Annotated in this window: 17 protein-coding genes; 12 read left to right on the top strand and 5 right to left on the bottom strand. The window is 66.3% G+C overall.

Annotation, left to right across the window (positions count from 1 at the left end):
- Positions 1–86 precede the first annotated feature (86 nt).
- Complete coding sequence (locus tag WG921_RS08875; RefSeq protein WP_340108858.1) at positions 87–1,541, top strand: catalase; 1,455 nt, start codon at positions 87–89, stop codon at positions 1,539–1,541.
- Positions 1,542–1,997: 456 nt separating this feature from the next.
- Positions 1,998–2,948, top strand: a complete 951-nt coding sequence (locus WG921_RS08870; protein ID WP_340108857.1) for an NAD(P)H-dependent flavin oxidoreductase — start codon at positions 1,998–2,000, stop codon at positions 2,946–2,948.
- A 62-nt stretch (positions 2,949–3,010) separates the two neighbouring features.
- On the opposite strand, the gene WG921_RS08865 is transcribed toward WG921_RS08870, so the two are convergent.
- Together WG921_RS08865 and WG921_RS08860 are read right to left on the bottom strand one after the other, a co-directional pair.
- Positions 3,011–3,166, bottom strand: coding sequence for a DUF3309 family protein (locus WG921_RS08865; RefSeq protein ID WP_340108856.1), 156 nt, complete (start codon positions 3,164–3,166; stop codon positions 3,011–3,013).
- A 68-nt stretch (positions 3,167–3,234) separates the two neighbouring features.
- Positions 3,235–3,819 (bottom strand): hypothetical protein, encoded by a 585-nt coding sequence (locus tag WG921_RS08860; RefSeq protein ID WP_340108855.1) that lies wholly within the window; start codon positions 3,817–3,819, stop codon positions 3,235–3,237.
- Positions 3,820–4,056: 237 nt separating this feature from the next.
- Here WG921_RS08860 and maiA point away from each other — a divergent pair, with 237 nt between their 5' ends.
- From maiA to WG921_RS08815, 9 genes are all read left to right on the top strand, one after another.
- Positions 4,057–4,692: a maleylacetoacetate isomerase gene (maiA, locus tag WG921_RS08855; RefSeq protein WP_340108854.1), complete on the top strand. Its 636-nt coding sequence runs from the start codon at positions 4,057–4,059 to the stop codon at positions 4,690–4,692.
- Positions 4,689–5,624, top strand: coding sequence for an aminotransferase class IV (locus tag WG921_RS08850; RefSeq protein ID WP_340108853.1), 936 nt, complete (start codon positions 4,689–4,691; stop codon positions 5,622–5,624). The genes maiA and WG921_RS08850 overlap by 4 nt, the downstream gene beginning before the upstream one ends.
- A 25-nt stretch (positions 5,625–5,649) precedes the next feature.
- On the top strand, positions 5,650–6,372 hold the full coding sequence (locus WG921_RS08845) for a sulfotransferase-like domain-containing protein (protein ID WP_461786845.1): 723 nt from the start codon (positions 5,650–5,652) through the stop codon (positions 6,370–6,372).
- Positions 6,373–6,564: 192 nt separating this feature from the next.
- On the top strand, positions 6,565–8,871 hold the full coding sequence (locus WG921_RS08840; RefSeq protein WP_340108851.1) for a CHASE2 domain-containing protein: 2,307 nt from the start codon (positions 6,565–6,567) through the stop codon (positions 8,869–8,871).
- A 21-nt stretch (positions 8,872–8,892) separates the two neighbouring features.
- Positions 8,893–9,222, top strand: coding sequence for a Lin0512 family protein (locus WG921_RS08835; RefSeq protein ID WP_340108850.1), 330 nt, complete (start codon positions 8,893–8,895; stop codon positions 9,220–9,222).
- Positions 9,219–9,590, top strand: a complete 372-nt coding sequence (locus WG921_RS08830) for a Lin0512 family protein (RefSeq protein ID WP_340108849.1) — start codon at positions 9,219–9,221, stop codon at positions 9,588–9,590. Before WG921_RS08835 ends, WG921_RS08830 begins: the two co-directional genes overlap by 4 nt.
- Before the next feature lie 79 nt (positions 9,591–9,669).
- Entirely contained in the window at positions 9,670–10,929 is a 1,260-nt protein-coding gene (locus WG921_RS08825) for an MFS transporter (protein WP_340108848.1), read from the top strand.
- Between the two features lie 12 nt (positions 10,930–10,941).
- Positions 10,942–12,054 (top strand): S-(hydroxymethyl)glutathione dehydrogenase/class III alcohol dehydrogenase, encoded by a 1,113-nt coding sequence (locus WG921_RS08820; RefSeq protein WP_340108847.1) that lies wholly within the window; start codon positions 10,942–10,944, stop codon positions 12,052–12,054.
- An 18-nt stretch (positions 12,055–12,072) separates the two neighbouring features.
- On the top strand, positions 12,073–12,516 hold the full coding sequence (locus WG921_RS08815; protein WP_340108846.1) for a YaiI/YqxD family protein: 444 nt from the start codon (positions 12,073–12,075) through the stop codon (positions 12,514–12,516).
- Here the strand turns inward: WG921_RS08815 and WG921_RS08810 are convergent.
- Positions 12,432–13,724 (bottom strand): MFS transporter, encoded by a 1,293-nt coding sequence (locus WG921_RS08810; RefSeq protein WP_340108845.1) that lies wholly within the window; start codon positions 13,722–13,724, stop codon positions 12,432–12,434. The two genes, WG921_RS08815 and WG921_RS08810, sit on opposite strands and share 85 nt — an antisense overlap.
- A gap of 260 nt (positions 13,725–13,984) precedes the next feature.
- Between WG921_RS08810 and WG921_RS08805 the strand changes: the two genes are divergently transcribed.
- Positions 13,985–14,185: a DUF1127 domain-containing protein gene (locus WG921_RS08805; RefSeq protein WP_340108844.1), complete on the top strand. Its 201-nt coding sequence runs from the start codon at positions 13,985–13,987 to the stop codon at positions 14,183–14,185.
- A gap of 473 nt (positions 14,186–14,658) precedes the next feature.
- Here the strand turns inward: WG921_RS08805 and WG921_RS08800 are convergent, their stop codons facing one another.
- Together WG921_RS08800 and WG921_RS08795 are read right to left on the bottom strand one after the other, a co-directional pair.
- Positions 14,659–15,447 (bottom strand): FAD binding domain-containing protein, encoded by a 789-nt coding sequence (locus WG921_RS08800; protein ID WP_340108843.1) that lies wholly within the window; start codon positions 15,445–15,447, stop codon positions 14,659–14,661.
- Between the two features lie 11 nt (positions 15,448–15,458).
- Complete coding sequence (locus WG921_RS08795; RefSeq protein WP_340108842.1) at positions 15,459–17,834, bottom strand: xanthine dehydrogenase family protein molybdopterin-binding subunit; 2,376 nt, start codon at positions 17,832–17,834, stop codon at positions 15,459–15,461.
- Positions 17,835–17,840 lie beyond the last annotated feature (6 nt).

Below are 17,840 nucleotides of genomic sequence, written 5' to 3'. Positions count from 1 at the left end.
AGCCGGTCAGGTGCGCGATCGGGCTCGGGTGATGAAGCCCGGGAGCGGGCGTCGGACTTCGCAAGCGATAGCGATGAGGATTGATCATGAAAGACCAGACAAGCAAACCCACCACGACTGACGCGGGGGCGCCGGTCGCTAGCGATGAGCATTCACTCACGATCGGCGCGGATGGCCCGATCGTGCTGCATGATCGTTATCTGATCGAGCAGATGGCGATGTTCAATCGTGAGCGCATTCCGGAGCGCCAGCCGCACGCCAAGGGCGCCGGCGCCTTCGGCCATTTTGAAGTGACCCACGATGTCAGCAAGTATACGCGGGCGGCGCTGTTTCAGCCCGGCGTCAAGACCGACACGTTGATACGCTTCTCCACGGTCGCCGGGGAGCGGGGCAGCCCCGACACCTGGCGCGATCCACGCGGTTTTTCGCTGAAATTCTACACCAGCGAGGGAAATTACGATCTGGTCGGCAACAATACGCCGGTCTTTTTCCTGCGCGATCCGCTCAAGTTTCAACATTTCATCCGGTCGCAGAAGCGCCGCGCCGACAGCGGCCTGCGCGATCACGACATGCAGTGGGATTTCTGGACATTGTCGCCGGAATCGGCGCACCAGGTCACATGGCTGATGGGGGATCGGGGCATTCCGAAAACCTGGCGGCACATGGACGGCTTCTCCAGCCACACCTACATGTGGGTCAACGCGGCGGGGGAGAAGTTCTGGGTCAAGTATCATTTCAAGACCGACCAGGGCATCGAATGTCTGACCCAGGCCGAGGCTGATCGTCTGGCCGGCGAGGACGCCGACTACCACAGGCGCGACCTCTTCACCGCGATCAAGAATGGCGATTTCCCGAGCTGGACGCTGCACATGCAGATCATGCCGTTCGAGGAGGCCAAGACCTACCGCCTCAATCCGTTCGACCTGACCAAGGTATGGCCGCATGCGGATTACCCGCTGATCGAGGTGGGCAAGCTGACGCTCGACCGGAATCCGACCGACTTCCACACGGAAATCGAGCAGGCGGCGTTCGAGCCCGACAATCTGGTGCGCGGCATCGGCCTGAGCCCCGACAAGATGCTGCTTGGCCGCAGTTTCGCCTATGCCGACGCTCATCGCGCGCGTCTCGGCGCGAATTACAAGCAGATCCCCGTCAACCGGCCCAAATCCCCGGTGCACAGCTACAGCAAGGACGGCGCGATGCGGGTGGAGAACGTGTCGGACCCGGTCTATGCGCCAAATTCGTATGGCGGGCCGAAGGCCGATCCGTCCCTCACCGATGACGCCGGACTCTGGTACGCCGATGGCGATATGGTGCGCAAAGCCTACACCTTGCGCAAGGACGATGACGACTGGAGCCAGGCCGGCATTCTGGTGCGCGACGTGATGGACGACGCCGCCCGCGACCGGCTGGTGAGCAACATTGTCGGTCACCTCAAGGGCGGCGTGTCGGAACCGATCCTGAAACGAGCCTTCGAGTATTGGCGCAACGTCGACAAGACGCTCGGCGAGCGTGTCGAGAAGGGCGTGAGGGAAGGCTGATCTCGCCGCCGATCGATGATCGCCGCAAGGTCATCGGTCGGCGCGAGCAGGAATGGAGCCGGCGGCGGACGAGGCGAATGCTCTTCTCCGCCGTCGGCCTCGGGCGATGACATGACGCCGCCTCGAAGAGCGGGGCGGTTTTTTTGATTCAGGCTGCTCGTGGCGTGACAGCCGTCACGGACGGCCCGGCAGAGGCCCGAGACCCGTTGATCTTCATCGCGAAAGCGCCAGAGGGACGGGTCGTCTCCGGCATGGGGCGGCGCCGCGGATGAAGGGCCCGATCCGGCCGCCGGATGCGCGGAAGGATTGACAAACATACCCCATTGCCTTTCCAAGGGCGGCCAATCCGCTGCGGACGGCGCCCGAGCGTCGCGTCATGGCGCCGGTCCGGGGAAAGCGCTGAAATTGGTGAAACCGGCCCGATCCGGCGGTGCTTGCCACGTAAGGAGTTAGTTGATGTCGTTGCCGCCGCTCTTCAATTCGCTGCGCGCGCCGATCGTCGGGGCGCCGCTCTTCATCATCTCGAACCCGAAGCTGGTCATCGCGCAGTGCAAGGCCGGCATCGTCGGGGCGATGCCGGCCCTGAACGCGCGGCCGGCCGAACAGCTCGACTCGTGGTTGAAGGAGATCACCGAGGAGCTGGACCGGCACAATCAGGCGAACCCGGACACGCCGGCGGCGCCTTTCGCGATCAATCAGATCGTCCATCGCTCCAATGACCGGCTGATGCATGATCTTGAAGTCTGCATGAAATACCGTGTGCCGATCACCATCACCTCTCTCGGCGCGCGCGAAGAGATCAATCAGGCCATGCATTCCGTCGGCGGGATCACGCTTCATGACGTGATCAACGACAGGTTCGCGCGAAAGGCGATTGAAAAAGGGGCGGACGGCCTGATCGCGGTCGCCTGGGGGGCGGGCGGCCATGCGGGCCGGCTCTCTCCGTTCGCGCTGGTCTCGTCGATCCGCTCCTGGTTCGACGGGCCGCTTCTGCTTTCGGGCGCGATCGCGACCGGCGGCGCGGTGCTCGCGGCGCAGGCGATGGGGGCGGACCTCGCCTATATCGGCTCACCGTTCATCGCGACGCATGAGGCGCGCGCTTCGGACGAGTACAAACAGGCGATCGTGGACGGAAACGGCGAGGATATCGTCTACTCGAACCTCTTCACCGGGGTGCATGGAAATTATCTTCGCAAGAGCATCGAAAACGCAGGCCTCGATCCCGACGACCTGCCGGAGAGCGACCCATCGAAAATGAGCTTCGGCTCAGACAGAACGAAAGCCTGGCGGGATATCTGGGGATGCGGGCAGGGCATCGGCGCAATCGACCGTGTGCAGGGCGCGGCGGACCTCGTCGGAAAGCTCATCGCGGAATATGAAGCGGCGAAAAAGCGGCTTGCGGCCTGAGGGCTTCCACCGTGGCGGCGGCCGCGCGCTCCTGACGTTGGAGCGCGCGGCGCGCCTCTTGTTCAGATCCGCCCCATGAGAGCGAGTATGAGCAGAACGATGACGACGAGGCCGAGAACGCCCGAGGGGCCGTAGCCCCAATTCGCACTATATCCCCAGCGCGGCAGGGCGCCGATCAGCAGAAGGACGAGGATGACGACGAGGACCGTGCTCAACATGGCGTATTCCTTTCCTGTTCAGTCTCTTTGCTCCATCGCCCCCGGCGGCGCGCCGCGGACGTCCGGGATCAGCGCGCTTTTCTGAGCCAGCTGGGAACGGCGACGTCGACGGAGAGCCCTTCGTCCCGGTGCTTTCCGCCTTCGATCGCGGCGAACCAGGCGGCGGCGGCGCTGATTGCGGCGGCGGCGACGCTGGCGAAGCCGAAAATCGCGCCCGCATTGGCGATGATCCGAGCCTGCGCCGCGGTCGGCTCGATAGCGGAGGCGGCCTGAAGCGCCGGCGAGGCCAGCGCAGCGGCGACGAGCACGGCGACAAGAGTCGCGACCGCCCAGACCACCAGGCCATGCGCTCCGTCCCTGAATTCGGCCTCATCAGGTTTGGCGTCGCCGACGCGCGCACGCAACCGGCCGGCGAGATAGCCTCCCGCCGCCATGCTCGCGATGGCGACGAGCATCACCCATAACCCGGCCAGAAAGACGCTCCATGACGCGGAGCCGTCAGCGCGGAAGGGCTCATGAAGACTGAGTCTGGCGGCGGCGCCGAACTGGGTGAGGACGACCGCGATCGCGAGCGCCAGAGCCGCCCCGCCCGCGGCGGCGCCCCATTCGAGGGGGGAATGAGTTTCAAGTCGTGAATGTGTTCCGGTTTCCATTATCGGCTCCATTTTCTGTTCAACGCAGGCCGAGGAAGGACAGAATGAACAATACGATGACGACGAGTCCGACGAGGTAGATGATGCCACCCATGGCTTGAGCTCCCTTGATTGAATTCTTACTTCTGGAGAACGTGGACTGTGGGTATTGGTTCCTCGAATTCCGAACTCAGGTGCGAGCGGGTTGCCGTGCGGGCCGGAAGCTCGCACTCTCCCTGAAAAAGAGGAGCGCCGTTCATGAGTGATGTCATTCTCTACGATTACTGGCGGTCATCCGCGGCTTACCGCGTCAGGATCGCGTTGAATCTGAAAGAAATTTCTTATCGTTCGGTTCCGGTGGACCTGCTGGCGGGGGAGCAGGGCGAGGCGGCGAATCTCTCGCGGAACCCGCAGGGGCTGGTGCCGACCCTGGAGATCGACGGCCTGGTGCTGACGCAATCGGCGCCAATCGTGGAATATCTCGATGAGACGCGGCCGGAGCCCGGCCTGCTTCCGGAATCGGCGGCCTCGCGCCAGCGCGTGCGCGCCATCGCCGCGGCGATCGCCAACGAGATCCATGCGGTTTGCAACCTTTCCGTCGCGCGCCATGCGGCCGGAGCGAGCGGGGAGGCGATGGAGCGGTGGATGCGCCATTTCATCCCCAAGGGGCTGACGGCGGTGGAGGCGATGGTGGTGAAGGGGAGAACCGGCGGGTTCGTTCATGGCGATGCGCCGGGTCTTGGCGATGTCTGCCTCGCGCCGCAGCTTTACAACGCGCGCCGCTGGGGCGTGGATCTCGCGCCGTATCCGACATTGCGGGAGATCGACGCGCGCTGCGCCGCGCTCGACGCGTTTCAGGCCGCGCATCCTGACATGGCGAGGGCCGCGGCATGAGTTACGGCGCGCATGCGTACGACGCCGACCCGCGAAACGCCGATGTTCTGATTTCGGTGAACGGCGATCTTGTCCCGCGGGACAAGGCTGTGGTCTCGGTCTTCGATTCGAACTTCATGCTCGGGGACGGCGTCTGGGAGGGGCTTCGTCTGAAGGGCGGCGGGATTCCGTTTCTGACGCGCCATCTGGAGCGGCTTTACGGCGGCGCGCGGACGCTCGATTTCGAGAACATGATTCCGCCGGCGGAGATGCGGGCGCGAATCTTCGATTGCCTTGACGCGAACGGGATGGAGGACGGCGTCCATATCCGCCTGATGGTCAGCCGCGGGGTGCGGGCGACCCCCTATCAGGATCCGCGGGTCACGATCACGCCGCCGACGGTGGTGATCATCCCCGAATACAAGGCCGCGAAGGTCGACCAGCGGGGCCTGTCGCTCTTCACCTCGACCATACGGCGGAGCGCGCCGGACGCGCAGGATCAGAAATTGAACTCTCATTCGAAGCTCAACTGTATCCAGGCCTGCATCCAGGCGGCGAAAGCGGGGGCGGACGAAGCGCTGATGCTGGACCCGTCAGGCGCAGTCGCCACATGCAACTCGACGCATTTCTTCATCGTGCGGGGGGGCGAGATCTGGACCTCGACCGGCATGTACTGCCTTGGCGGCGTCACCCGGCGCGCGGTGCTGGATTGCGCGCTCGAGGCCGGGATCCCGGCGTTCGAAAAGCCGTTTTCCCTGTTCGACGTCTACACCGCCGATGAGGCTTTCGTGACCGGGACCTTCGCCGGCCTCTCGCCGGTCCGGACCGTGGACGGGCGCCGGCTCGGCCCGGTGCTGGAGCCCGAGCCCGCCGTTCCCGGGCCGATGGTTCGGCGGCTCCGCACGCTTTACAGCGCATTGCAGGAGCGCGCCGCGGAGGGGCGTGATGGGTGAGCCGGCGCCGAAGAAAGGCGCGCCGATCAGGATCGCGATGTGGTCCGGGCCGCGCAATCTTTCGACCGCGTTGATGCGCAGCTTCGGCGCGCGCGCCGATTGCGCCGTGGCGGATGAGCCGTTCTACGCCGCCTATCTCGCCTCCGGCGTCGAGCATCCGATGAAACGGGAGATTCTCGCGGCGCATGAGACGGACCCGGAAGCCGTCGCGCGGACGCTGCTCGGCCCGGCGCCGGGCGGTCGGGCGATCTGGTATCAGAAGCATATGCCGCATCACATGCTGCCGGGCTTCCCGCGCGGCTGGTTCGCAGCGTGCCGACACGCGGTGCTGATCCGGGCGCCGGAGCGGGTTGCCGCGAGCTTCGACGCCGGGCGCCCGCGCCCGACGCTGGAGGATCTCGGCGTGCCGCAACTGGACGATGTGATCGCCGGGATCGAGCGCGCGACGGGGCGGACGCCGCCGGTGATCGAGGCGGAGGATATCCGCGCCGATCCCGAGGGGATGTTGCGGGCGCTTGTCGCCGCGCTCGATATTCCGTTCGACGCGGCGATGCTGGCCTGGCCGCCGGGTCCGCGCCCGACAGACGGCGTCTGGGCGGCGCATTGGTATGGCGCCGTTCTGGCGTCGTCCGGGTTTGCGCCGCCGCCCAGGGAGGAGCCGGTTCTCGCGCCGCATCTCCGCGAGATCGCGGCCCGCGCCCGGCCGTCTTTCGAGCGCCTTCAGGCGCGAAAGCTGACGCCTCTCTGAGGCTGGCCCTCGGCGTCGGACGACGATAGGTTCGGCCAAAGCGTCGGAAGGGCTTGTCGTGGAATGAAGATTCGTAATCCGATCCGACATTATCGCGTCTGGCGGCGACGGACGGCCGGAGCGAAGCGGCGGCGCCGATCGGATTTTCGGTGGCGGCCGTTTTTTTACGGCCTTTTCGCCATGGCGCTGGTGGTGACGCTTCAGATCGCGGACCCCGCCGGGCTTCGCGCCGTCAACGAGGCTGCGTTCGATCAGTATCAGCGGTGGAAGCCGCGGCAGGTCGACCCGTCGGTGCCGGTGGCGGTGGTGGATATCGATGTCCGCTCGCTCCAGGCGCTGGGCCAGTGGCCGTGGCCGCGAACCGAAATGGCGGCGCTCACCCGCCGCCTCGCCGATCTCGGGGCGCTGGCCATCGCCTTCGACGTGGTTTTCGCCGAGCCGGACCGCACGTCGCCCGACCGGGTGCTGAAGGATTGGCGGAAATACGATCCCGCCGCCGAGATCAAGGTTGACGAGACGCTCCACGACAACGATGCGGTTTTCGCCGCCGCCATCGCCGAGACGCCGACCGTGCTCGGCGTGGTTCTCAACAACGACCCCGATGGCGTGCGCCCGCCGACCCGGGCCGGGGTCTCCTATTCCGGGTCCGACCCGCGCCCGGTGATCCCCAACTTCGCCAGCGCGAACGTCAATCTGCCGCTGCTCAGCCATTCCGCGTCGGGCATCGGCAACTTTTCGCTCGGAAACGAGCGGGCGGACATCATCCGGCGCGTGCCGCTTCTGACGCGGGTCGATGATCAGATCGTGCCGACCCTCGCGCTGGAGGCGATACGCGTCGGCTTTCAGGCGGGCTCGATCCTGATCAAGAGCAACGACGCCAGCCGCGAATACGGCGCGACCGGGGCTGGCATCGCCTCGATGAGGGTGGGGCCGATGGAGGTCCCGGTGGAACCCGATGGCGGGCTTTATATCTATTATTCCGGCGACAGCGTGACGCGCGCCGACCGGGTCGTCTCCGCCATGGATATCCTCGCCGAGGGCGCGCCCGATCCTGCTCTGGCGGAGAGGATCGCCGGCAAGGTGGTCTTTGTCGGAACGTCCGCGCCCGGCCTTCTCGACCTCGTGGCGACGCCGTTCGAGCCGGCCGCCGCGGGGGTGAATGTTCACGCCGAACTCGCCGAGGAGATCATCGCCAGGTTTTTTCAGACCGATCGCATCGCCTATCGGGACGAACTCCGGGCCGCGCTCCCCGCGCTCGAGCCGAAGGAGCGGCTCGCCGCGCTTGAGAAGATCTCCGATCTGGAGGCGCAGATCGCCAAATTCTCGGAGCCGGTCTTCATTTCGAAGCCGGATTGGGGCGAGGGGCTGGAGCGGATCTTCATCGTGCTGATCGGCGCGCTGGCGTCGCTTCTTCTCGCGTATAACCGGACCATCCTCGCCGGGGTCGTGGCGATGCTCGGCGTGATCGTGGTCGGCGCGGCGAGCTGGTTCGCGTTCGATCTTTCGGGGTTTCTGCTCGGGCCGGTCTACCCGGCGCTCGGCGTCTTCGCGCCCTGGGGGACGCTCACGGTCTATAACTATGTCCGAACCGACCGGGACAAGCGCGCCGTCCGGAACCAGTTCGCGCATTTCATGTCGCCCGAGGTGATCGAGCAGATTGCGGATGATCCCCAGCGCTATCTGACGCCTGGCGGCGATCTTCGCCCGCTTTCGATCATGTTCTGCGACGTGCGGCGGTTCTCCACCATCACCGAAAAGATGAGCCCGCAGGAAACCATTCAATTCATCAACGAATTCCTGACGCCGCTCTCCGAGGTCGTGATCCGAAACAACGGCACGATCGACAAATACATGGGCGACTGCATCATGGCGTTCTGGAACGCGCCGCGGGAATCTCCGATGCATATGGAGCAGGCGACGCTGTCTCTGTTCCAGTTCCGGGCGGCGCTGGTCGAGATCAATCGGAAATTCGTCTCCATCGGCTTTCCGGAGATCGATATCGGCGTCGGCGTCAACACCGGGCCGTGCGCGGTCGGCGCGATGGGGTCCAAATCCCGGCTCGACTATTCCTGCATCGGCGACGCCGTGAACCTCGCCTCGCGTCTCGAGGGGATCACGAAGCAATACGGGCTCTGGAACTGCATCGGCGACACCACCGCAACCGGAGTGAGAGAGTCCTTCGCGCTGATCCAGATCGATCAGGTCGCGGTCAAGGGCCGCTCCAAACCGGAGACGATCTGGACCGTCGCAGGCGAGGCGGATGTGCTGTCGGACCCTGACTTTCTCGCCATTCAGGCGGCGGTGGAGGAGGGGCTCGCGGCCTACAAGGCGCAGGATTGGGACCGCGCCGAGGCCGCGTACCGGCGCGCCGGGGCGTATGAGCTTGACGCGTTCTCGCCGAAAGGCTTGGTGGACGTCTTTCTCGGGCGGATCGCCGAATACCGCGCCGCCCCGCCGCCGGCGGATTGGGACGGCGTCTATGTGGCGACGAGCAAATAGGGGAACGGAATGAAGCGGCAGGTGGCGATAGAGATCGGAACCGGGACCGATCTTCGGGGCGAGGATTGCACCAAGGCGGCGGTGCGCGCGGTGAAGGACGCGTTGCACCGGAACGGGCTCACGGTGGCGGATGCGCTCGGTTTTCCGAAATCGGCGATGCTGGTCGATATTCGGGTCGGGGTTCCCGACCCCGCATCGGTCGATCTGGCGGAGGTGGCCGCCGCCGCGCCCTATGGCGTGGTGACGGCGGAGGCGGTCGTCGGCGGGCTCAAGGCGCCCGCGTCTTCGGGCGGATTCACGCTCATCGCCAACGCGATCGTTTCGGTTTCGTTCGATATGGAGGCGGTATGACCGAACGGCGGATCATTCTTGAGCTTGGCTCGGGCGCCGATCTTCATGGCGGCGATCAGACCAAGGCGGCGGGGAGGGCGGTCGAGGACGCGCTCCGGCGCTCCTCGCTTTCTCTGTTTCGAACGCTGGAGCTGGACCCGAAATCCATGCGCGTCGTCATCACGATCGGCGCGCCCGACCCTGCCAGCGTCGATGCGGGCGTCATCGCCCGAATTCCGCCTTACGGCGCCGTCGAGGTGGACGTCGTCAAAGGCGGCGTCTCCGCCGCCGGGCTCGGGGGCGGGGGGATGGGGAGCGACGCGGTGATCGTCGCCGCCGCGATCGCCGTTCATGTCGATATTCCGGATGGACGCTGGCGACTCGCCTGAAACCGGCGCCGACGTCGCTTACTGCTGAGACGACCACCTCCGAACCTGCCATAGGGGACCGAATCGGAGGGCTGGGTCTATGGCGGCGCATGAGCGGCGGATACCGGAGTTGTTGCGACATGCGCCAGCGCCGGGGGTGAAGGGATTCGCCTTCCTCGCGTCGATCGAAGCGGCGGCCCGGGGGATCATGGTCTCCGTCTATCCACTGGCGATGTATCAGGCCCTCGGCGACGCCGAGACGGTCTCGGAGGCGTATTTCTTCATCGGCGTCGCGGCGCTGCTGGCGTCGCTTGTGGTGCCGGCGTTGACGCGCCTGATCTCGCGGCGCTGGACGTTCACGGTCGGCGCGCTTCTTCTCGCGGCGGGCGCGCTGACCGCGTCCCGGGGCGGGCCGCTGATGACGCCGCTCGGCCTCGGCATGACCAACGCCGGGGTGGTCTGCGTCTTCATCTGCTTCAACGCCTATGTGATGGACTATATCGACCGGGCCAATCTTGGCGAATCCGAGACGCTTCGCCTGTTTTACAGCGGTCTCGCCTGGACGGTCGGGCCGATTCTGGGCGTCTGGCTGATGACATTGTGGCCGCCGGCGCCTTTCTACATCGCCGCGACGGCGGCGCTGGTTCTTCTGGGGGTGTTCTGGTGGATGCGGCTCGGCGACGGCAAACTGATCGTCGCGGCGCGGCGGCGCACGGCCAGTCCGCTGCGGTATCTCCCGCGCTTTCTCGCTCAGCCGCGCCTGATCGCGGGGTGGTTCTTCGCCGTGATCCGCTCCGTCGGCTGGTGGGCCTATGTCGTCTACATGCCGATCTACGCGGTCGAGGCGGGTTACGCCAAGGAGGTGGGCGCGGGCTTCGTCTCCATGGCCAACGCCTGCCTTTTCCTGACGCCGTTCATGCTGCGCTGGATGCGTCGCCGTTCGGTCCGGGCGGCGGTCCGCACCGGATTTCTCGGCGCGGCGCTTTGCTTCCTCGCGGCCTCCCTTGCCGCGTATCAGGCGCCGCCGGCGACCATCGCGCTGTTGGCGATGGGCGCGTTTTTTCTGGTGCTTCTCGATGTCTCAGGCGGGTTGCCGTTCCTGATGGCGGTGCGCCCGCATGAGCGGACCGAAATGGCGGTGATCTACTCCAGCTTCCGCGATGTCTCCGGTATCGTCACACCCGGCGCCGTGCGGCTGGTTCTGGCGGTCGCGCCCCTGGCCGCCGTTTTCGCGACGGCGGCGGCGGCGCTGTTCATCGCCTGGAGCGTCGCGGGGCGGCTTCATCCGAGGCTCGGCGTCAGCCCGCGCGAAGGGTTGCAGCCAGAGGCGAAACCGTCGAATGTCCGGGCGGGAATCTGAAGGAGACCGGATATGAAAACCCGTGCGGCGCTGGCGACGAAGGCTGGGGAGAAACTCGAAGTCACCGAGGTCGATCTCGAAGGCCCGAGGGAGGGCGAGGTGCTGGTCGAGATCAAGGCCACGGGCATCTGCCATACGGATGATTTCACGCTCTCCGGCGCAGACCCGGAGGGGATCTTTCCGGCGATCCTCGGGCATGAGGGGGCCGGCGTCATCGTCGATGTCGGACCGGGGGTGAAATCCCTGAAGAAGGGCGATCACGTCATCCCGCTTTACACGCCCGAATGCCGGGAATGCGAATACTGCCTGAACCCCAAGACCAATCTCTGTCAGGCGGTCCGCGAGACGCAGGGGCAGGGCCTGATGCCGGATGGCACGTCGCGCTTCTCGACCCTCGATGGCGATCCGATCTTTCACTACATGGGAACCTCGACGTTCTCCAATTACACCGTGATGCCGGAAATTGCGGCCGCGAAGATCCGTGAGGACGCCCCTTTCGACAAGGTTTGCTATATCGGCTGCGGCGTCACCACCGGCATCGGCGCGGTGATCAACACCGCCAAGGTCGAGATCGGCTCCCGCTGCATCGTCTTCGGGCTCGGCGGGATCGGACTGAATGTGCTTCAGGGGCTGCGCCTCGCTGGCGCGGACATGATCGTCGGGGTCGACATCAATCCCGGCCGGAAGGAGATGGCGACCCGTTTCGGCATGACCCATTTCGTCAACCCGAAAGAGGTCGAGGGCGATCTGGTGCCCTATCTCGTCAATCTCACCAAAGGCGGCGCGGATTACACTTTCGACGCCACCGGCAACGTGCAGGTGATGCGCACCGCGCTCGAATGCGCGCACAAGGGTTGGGGGGAGAGCATCATCATCGGCGTCGCGCCGGCGGGCGCGGAAATCTCGACCCGGCCTTTCCAGCTCGTCACCGGCCGGACCTGGCGCGGCACCGCCTTTGGCGGCGCGCGGGGACGGACCGACGTGCCGAAGATCGTGGAGTGGTACATGGACGGCAAGATCGAGATCGATCCGATGATCACGCACACGATGCCGCTTGAGGACATCAACAAGGGTTTCGATCTGATGCGCAGGGGCGAGAGCATCCGCAGCGTGGTGCTTTATTGAGCCGGGCGGAGCCTCGACGTGAAAATCTATGTCGACGCCGACGCCTGCCCGGTGAAGGCGGAGACGCTTCGCGTGGCGGAGCGCCATGGCGTCGGCGTGGTCTACGTGTCGGACGGCGGCGTTCGCCCCAATCCTCACCCCCTCGCCGAGGTGGTTGTGGTGACGCAGGGCGCCGACGCCGCCGATGACTGGATCGCCGAGCGGATCGCGCCGGGCGATATCTGCGTCACGGCGGATATCCCGCTGGCGCATCGGTGCGTCTCGGCCGGGGCGCGCGCGATGAAGCATGACGGGGCGCTCTTCACCGCCGCCAATATCGGCGAGGCGCTGGCGATGCGGAATCTGATGACGGATCTCCGGGCGGCGAATCCCTTGCGTCAGGGCGGCGGCGGGCGGCCCTTCTCGAAAGCGGCGCGCTCAAGGTTTCTGGAGGCGCTGGAGCGGGAGCTTCGCCGCCGGTGAGCGGCGAGCAGCAGCAGCACGGCGATCAGCGCCGCGCCGGTGAGCGCGGTGAAACGGAGCGTGACACCCACCCCGAACAGGTCCGCCGCGGCGCCCATCGTCAGCGAGCCGAGCGACGCGCCGCCGATTCCGGTCATGATCCAGAGGCTCATCACCCGGCCTCGATATGCGTCGCTGACGGCGATCTGCACCACTGATTGCATGGTGACGCCGGCGATCGTGCTGCAAAAGCCGATCATTGTGACGAGCGCGAGCGCCGCCGGCCAGGTGGGCGCGACGGTGAGGAGCGTCATCGCGGAGAATCCGCCGAAAAGGGCAAAATACGTGCGAAGCGGGGGATGCGGGGATTCGCCCTCCCGCTCGCGCACCGAGTCGCTGGTGGCGAGCCAGAGCGCGGCGGTGAACGCGCCTGCGCCCGCCGCCGCCATCAGCGCTCCAAGGCCGGAGGCGCCGCGCTCGAAAATACCGTCGGCGATAACGGGGAAAAGCTCCATGACTCCCCGAACCACCGACGCGAACGTCGCCATGAGCGCCATCGCGGAGCGGATCGGCGGATGCGAGGCCACATAGCGCGCGCCCTCGCGGATCGATGCGAAGATGCCGATGCGGGGCGACGGCGTTCCCGTCGCCGGGTAGGCGCGGATGACGAAGAGCGCGGCGATCACCGGCAATGGCATGAGGGCGACCACCCCTTGCGTCGCGGGCGCGCCGAAATGCGCGATCGCATAGCCCGCCACCGCCGGCCCCGACAGGCGCGCCAGGTTGAAATTCATCGAGCCGATCGCGATCGCGTTCGCGATCGCAGGACGCCGGACCAGCCGCGGCGTCAGCGCCATTCGCATCGGGTTATGCGCGCTGATCGCGATCCCCTGGGCGAGCGCAAGCGCGGAGAGCGCTCCGAGCGTCAGCATGTCGAGAATGAGCGCGAGAAAGAGTATCGCCGAGACGAGCGCAAGCGCGCTTTCTGTGAGAAGCACCGCGTGGCGCAGGTCGCTCCGGTCCGCGAGGACGCCGAAAATCGGCCCGGAGACGAGGGTCGGCGCGAAACTGAAGAACGCGATCAGCCCGACCCAGCCCGCCGAGCCGGAAAGCTCCCAGGCGAGCCACGCGACGATGGTCCTCTGGGCCCACATTCCCTGGAGCGCAAAGAAATTCCCGGCGGTGAAGAGCCGGTATCCAGGGTCCATGAGGGCGATGGGAAGACGCATGACGCCCCTCGCATACGATAGGTCGCATGCCGGTTCCAGCACGTTGCGCGGGCGGCGGTCCTGCGTCGGCGCGAGGCGCGGGGGGCCGCATGGCGGAAATGGGCCAGGAAGCGCGCCGATCGGCCTCGGATCGCGTTAAGGACTGGTTGACCCGCGTTGCGTTGGGCGCAAGGCGGAGTTGCTCTTACGTATGTTGCGCCAGTGTGTGCGGTGCACCATTTGCTGCACAGCAACAACGCAATGAACTCAGGAGCCGAAACGTGGCCTATCTTCAAACCAGCACCGCCCCTTGCCCCGAAATTGGCCTCGCCGCCCATTTCCACAAGCTCGTCGCCCGGATCAACGCGTGGCGTTCGTACCGCGCGACGGTTCGCGCCTTGAGCGCGCTTTCCGACGCCGAGCTGAAGGATATCGGACTGACCCGCGACCAGATCATTGGAGTTTCGCGCCGGTCGCTCTGATCAATCTGACGAGGACTGCAGCATAAGGGGCGGGCCATAGGGTCCGCCCCTTACGCTATGCGGCCCACTGGATGTTCGCGCGACGGGTGGACCGCCGAGATGATCAGCCGATGGCCTTTCGTTCGGGCGGACGCCGGGGAGTGAACCTCGGGCGGTAAGCGCGCTTCGCTACGGGGACAGGCGGCAGGGTCGACATATGGTGATCGACGGCGGCCGCGCCGGTCCAATCCACTAAACTCGGCGTCGCCCCCCATTTTTAAGGGGTGGCGCAAAGGATTTGCGAGGGCCCTGATGCGGACGGCGCGCTTTCGATGAGTCGAAGCGGGGCGTCCCTCCTTCGGATATCTTGGATATGTCTGTCGGGCTGCCCCAATGGCCCAAGCCTCAGGAGAACCGGGTCTGGGTGTTTTGGTGGGGCGCTGGGCGTGGGTGGGCACGCCCGGCGCTTTTGCTGGTAAATGTTAACGGCGCGATCAGCAGGCGGCGACGGCGCGTCCGGTCATCACGCGCACCAGGTGCGCGCGATATTCGGGCGAGCCGTGAAGGTCGCCGATCATGCCGTCCGCGGATGGCGCGGCCGGGACCGCATCGGCGGAGAAATTGGCCGAGAGCGCCTTTTCCGCCTCCGTCCAGCGGAAAACGCCGCCTTCGGATGCGCCGGTGACGGCGACGCGGACCCCGTCCTTCCCCTTCGCGACGAAAACGCCGACGAGGGCGAACCGGGAGGCCGGCTGGACGAATTTCTGGTAGTTGGCCGCCTCGGGGACGCTGAAGGTCACGCCGGTGACGATCTGCCCTTCGCCGAGGGCGGTGCCGAACATGCCCTGAAAGAAGTCGTCCGCGGCGATGTCGCCGTCAGAGGTGTGAATCACCGCGTCGAGCGCGAGGCAGGCCGAGGGATAGCAGGCGGCGGGGTCGTTGTTCGCGACGGAGCCGCCGATCGTGCCGCGATGGCGCACCGCCGGATCGCCGATATGCCCGGCGAGCGCGGCGAGCGCGGGGATCGCGCCGGCGACGGCGGCGCTGGACGCGACCTCATGATGCGTGACCGCGCCGCCGATCCGCACGGTGGAGCCGGCGGCCTCGATCCGCTTCATTTCCGGGACGCCGGTGAGATCGACGAGCGCGGAGGGCTGGCCGAGCCGCGCCCTCAGCGTCGGGAGCAGGGTCTGCCCGCCGGAGAGCGGCTGCGCGTCCTCCGCGGCGAGCGCCTTGACCGCCTCGGAGATCGAGCCGACTTTCACATAGTTGAAATCATACATTCGAAGTCTCCTTATCTCGCCGCTTCGATCGCCGCCCAGACCCGCGACGGGGTCAGGGGCATGTCGATATGCGCGATATTGTGGCCGCCGGAATTCAGCGCGTCGAGCACGGCGTTGACCAGGGTGGCCGGCGCGCCGATCGCCCCCGCTTCGCCGCAGCCCTTCACCCCGAGGGGGTTGTGCGTGCAGGGCGTCTGGCAGGAATTGTCCACGGTGATCATCGGCAGATCGCTCGCGCGGGGCATCGCGTAATCCATGTAGGAGCCGGACAGCAGCTGCCCGTCTCCGTCATAGACGGCGCGCTCCAGCATCGCCTGGCCGATGCCCTGGGCGACGCCGCCATGGACCTGCCCGTCGACGATCATCGGGTTGACGACATTGCCGAAATCGTCCGCCGCGGTGAAGGCGCAGATCTCGACGACCCCGGTCTCCGGATCGACCTCGACCTCGCAGGAGTAGGCGCCCGCGGGGTAGGTGAAGTTGGAGGGATCGTAGAACGCGGTCTCCTCCAGCCCCGGCTCGAGCTCCTCCAGCGGGTAGTTGTGCGGCACATAGGCCGCCAGCGCCACGGCCGCGAAATCGAGCTTCTTGTCGGTGCCGGAGACGGTGAAGACGCCGTCCTTGAACTCGACGTCCTCGACCGCCGCCTCCATCATGTGGCCGGCGATCTTCTTGGCCTTGGCGATGATCTTCTCGGCCGCCTTGACCATGGCGGAGCCGCCGACCGCGAGCGAGCGCGAGCCGTAGGTGCCCATGCCCATCGGGCCGCGCCCGGTGTCGCCGTGGACGATGCTCACCATGTCCTCCGGCACGCCGAACATCTCCGAGATCACCTGGGGAAAGGTGGTCTCGTGCCCCTGGCCGTGAGAGTGCGAGCCGGTCATCACCACGATGCCGCCGGCGCCGTTCACGCGCACCGTGGCGCTCTCGTAGAGCCCGGCGCGGGCGCCGAGCTGGCCGACGAGATGCGAGGGGGCGATGCCGCAGGCCTCGATATAGGCGGAGACCCCGAGGCCGCGCAGCTTGCCCCGCGCCGCGCTCTCGGCCCGGCGCGCCGGGAAGCCCTTCAGGTCCGAGAGCTCTTCGAGCTTGTCCATCGTCGCGAAGTAATCGCCGGAATCATAGGTGAGCGCGACCGGCGTATCGTAGGGATAGGCGTCCTTCGGGATGAAGTTGCGGCGGCGAAGCTCGATCGGGTCGATCCCCATCTCGCGCGCCGCCTTGTCCACCGTCCGCTCGATCGCGTAGGAGGCCTCCGGCCGCCCGGCGCCGCGATAGGCGTCCACCGGAACCGTGTTGGTGAACAGCGCCTTCACATTGCAGTAGACCAGCGGCGTCTTGTAGTTGCCGGCGAGCAGCACGCCGTAGAGCCAGGTCGGGACCGACGTCGAGAAGGTCGAGAGATAGGCGCCCAGATTGGCCAGCGTGTTGACGCGGAGCGCGAGGAAATTCCCGTCCTTGTCCAGCGCCAGCTCGACCTTGCTGACGTGATCTCGGCCATGGGTGTCGGTGACGAAGGCCTCGGACCGATCCGCGGTCCATTTCACCGGTCTTTTCAACACCTTCGCCGCATAGGTGCAAAGCGCTTCTTCGGCGTAATGCGGAATCTTGGTGCCGAACCCGCCGCCCACGTCCTTGGAGATGACGCGGAGCTTGTGCTCCGGAATGCCGAGCACGAAGGCCCCCATCAGAAGCCGGGTCACATGCGGGTTCTGGGTGGTGGTGTAGAGCGTGGATTCGCCCGTTCCGGCGTTGAAGTCGCCGATCGCGACGCGCGGCTCCATCGGGTTGGCGATCAGCCGGTTGTTCACCAGTTCGAGCGTGGTGACGTGATGCGCGTTCTTGATCGCCTGATCGACGGCCTCGCGGTTTTCCTCGACGAACCCCCAGTCGTAGCAGAGATTGTCCGGCGCCTCCTCATGGACGGGCGCGCCGGCCCCGGAGAGCGCGGCCCTCATGTCGATGACGGCCGGGAGATCCTCGATATCCACCTCGATCGCCTCGGCCGCGTCGCGCGCCGCGCCGAGCGAGGTGGCGACGACGGCCGCGATCGGGTCGCCGACATGGCGGACCTTGCCGTGCGCGAGCACAGGGTGCTTCGGCTCCTTCATCGGCTCGCCGTCGCGCGAGGTGATCAGCCAGCCGCAGGGCAGGCCGCCGATCTCGACGAAATCCGCGCCGGTGAAGATCTTCAGAACGCCGGGCATTTTCTCCGCGGCGGCGGTGTCCACGCCGTTCAGCTTCCCGTGCGCGACCGTCGAGCGGAGGAAATAGACGTAAGCCTGCCCGGCGAGATTGAGATCGTCGGTGTACGCGCCGTCGCCGGTCAGAAATCGGATGTCCTCGCGCCGCTTGCTCGACGCGCCGATACCACTGTCCTTGGCCATGATCTC

The organism is Paludibacillus litoralis (genome assembly GCF_037646705.1).
GTDB classification, from domain to species: Bacteria; Pseudomonadota; Alphaproteobacteria; order Rhodobacterales; family Rhodobacteraceae; genus Pikeienuella; species Pikeienuella litoralis.
The sequence above is the reverse complement of the archived record's forward strand: the minus strand, read 5'-3'. Positions and strand labels throughout refer to the sequence as shown.

Coding starts and splice junctions, on each gene's coding strand:
- WG921_RS08875 (WP_340108858.1), top strand. CDS start 87: ATGAAAGACCAGACAAGCAAACCCACCACGACTGACGCGGGGGCGCCG.
- WG921_RS08870 (WP_340108857.1), top strand. CDS start 1,998: ATGTCGTTGCCGCCGCTCTTCAATTCGCTGCGCGCGCCGATCGTCGGG.
- WG921_RS08865 (WP_340108856.1), bottom strand. CDS start 3,166: ATGTTGAGCACGGTCCTCGTCGTCATCCTCGTCCTTCTGCTGATCGGC.
- WG921_RS08860 (WP_340108855.1), bottom strand. CDS start 3,819: ATGGAAACCGGAACACATTCACGACTTGAAACTCATTCCCCCCTCGAA.
- maiA (WP_340108854.1), top strand. CDS start 4,057: ATGAGTGATGTCATTCTCTACGATTACTGGCGGTCATCCGCGGCTTAC.
- WG921_RS08850 (WP_340108853.1), top strand. CDS start 4,689: ATGAGTTACGGCGCGCATGCGTACGACGCCGACCCGCGAAACGCCGAT.
- WG921_RS08830 (WP_340108849.1), top strand. CDS start 9,219: ATGACCGAACGGCGGATCATTCTTGAGCTTGGCTCGGGCGCCGATCTT.
- WG921_RS08825 (WP_340108848.1), top strand. CDS start 9,670: ATGGCGGCGCATGAGCGGCGGATACCGGAGTTGTTGCGACATGCGCCA.
- WG921_RS08820 (WP_340108847.1), top strand. CDS start 10,942: ATGAAAACCCGTGCGGCGCTGGCGACGAAGGCTGGGGAGAAACTCGAA.
- WG921_RS08810 (WP_340108845.1), bottom strand. CDS start 13,724: ATGCGTCTTCCCATCGCCCTCATGGACCCTGGATACCGGCTCTTCACC.
- WG921_RS08800 (WP_340108843.1), bottom strand. CDS start 15,447: ATGTATGATTTCAACTATGTGAAAGTCGGCTCGATCTCCGAGGCGGTC.
- WG921_RS08795 (WP_340108842.1), bottom strand. CDS start 17,834: ATGGCCAAGGACAGTGGTATCGGCGCGTCGAGCAAGCGGCGCGAGGAC.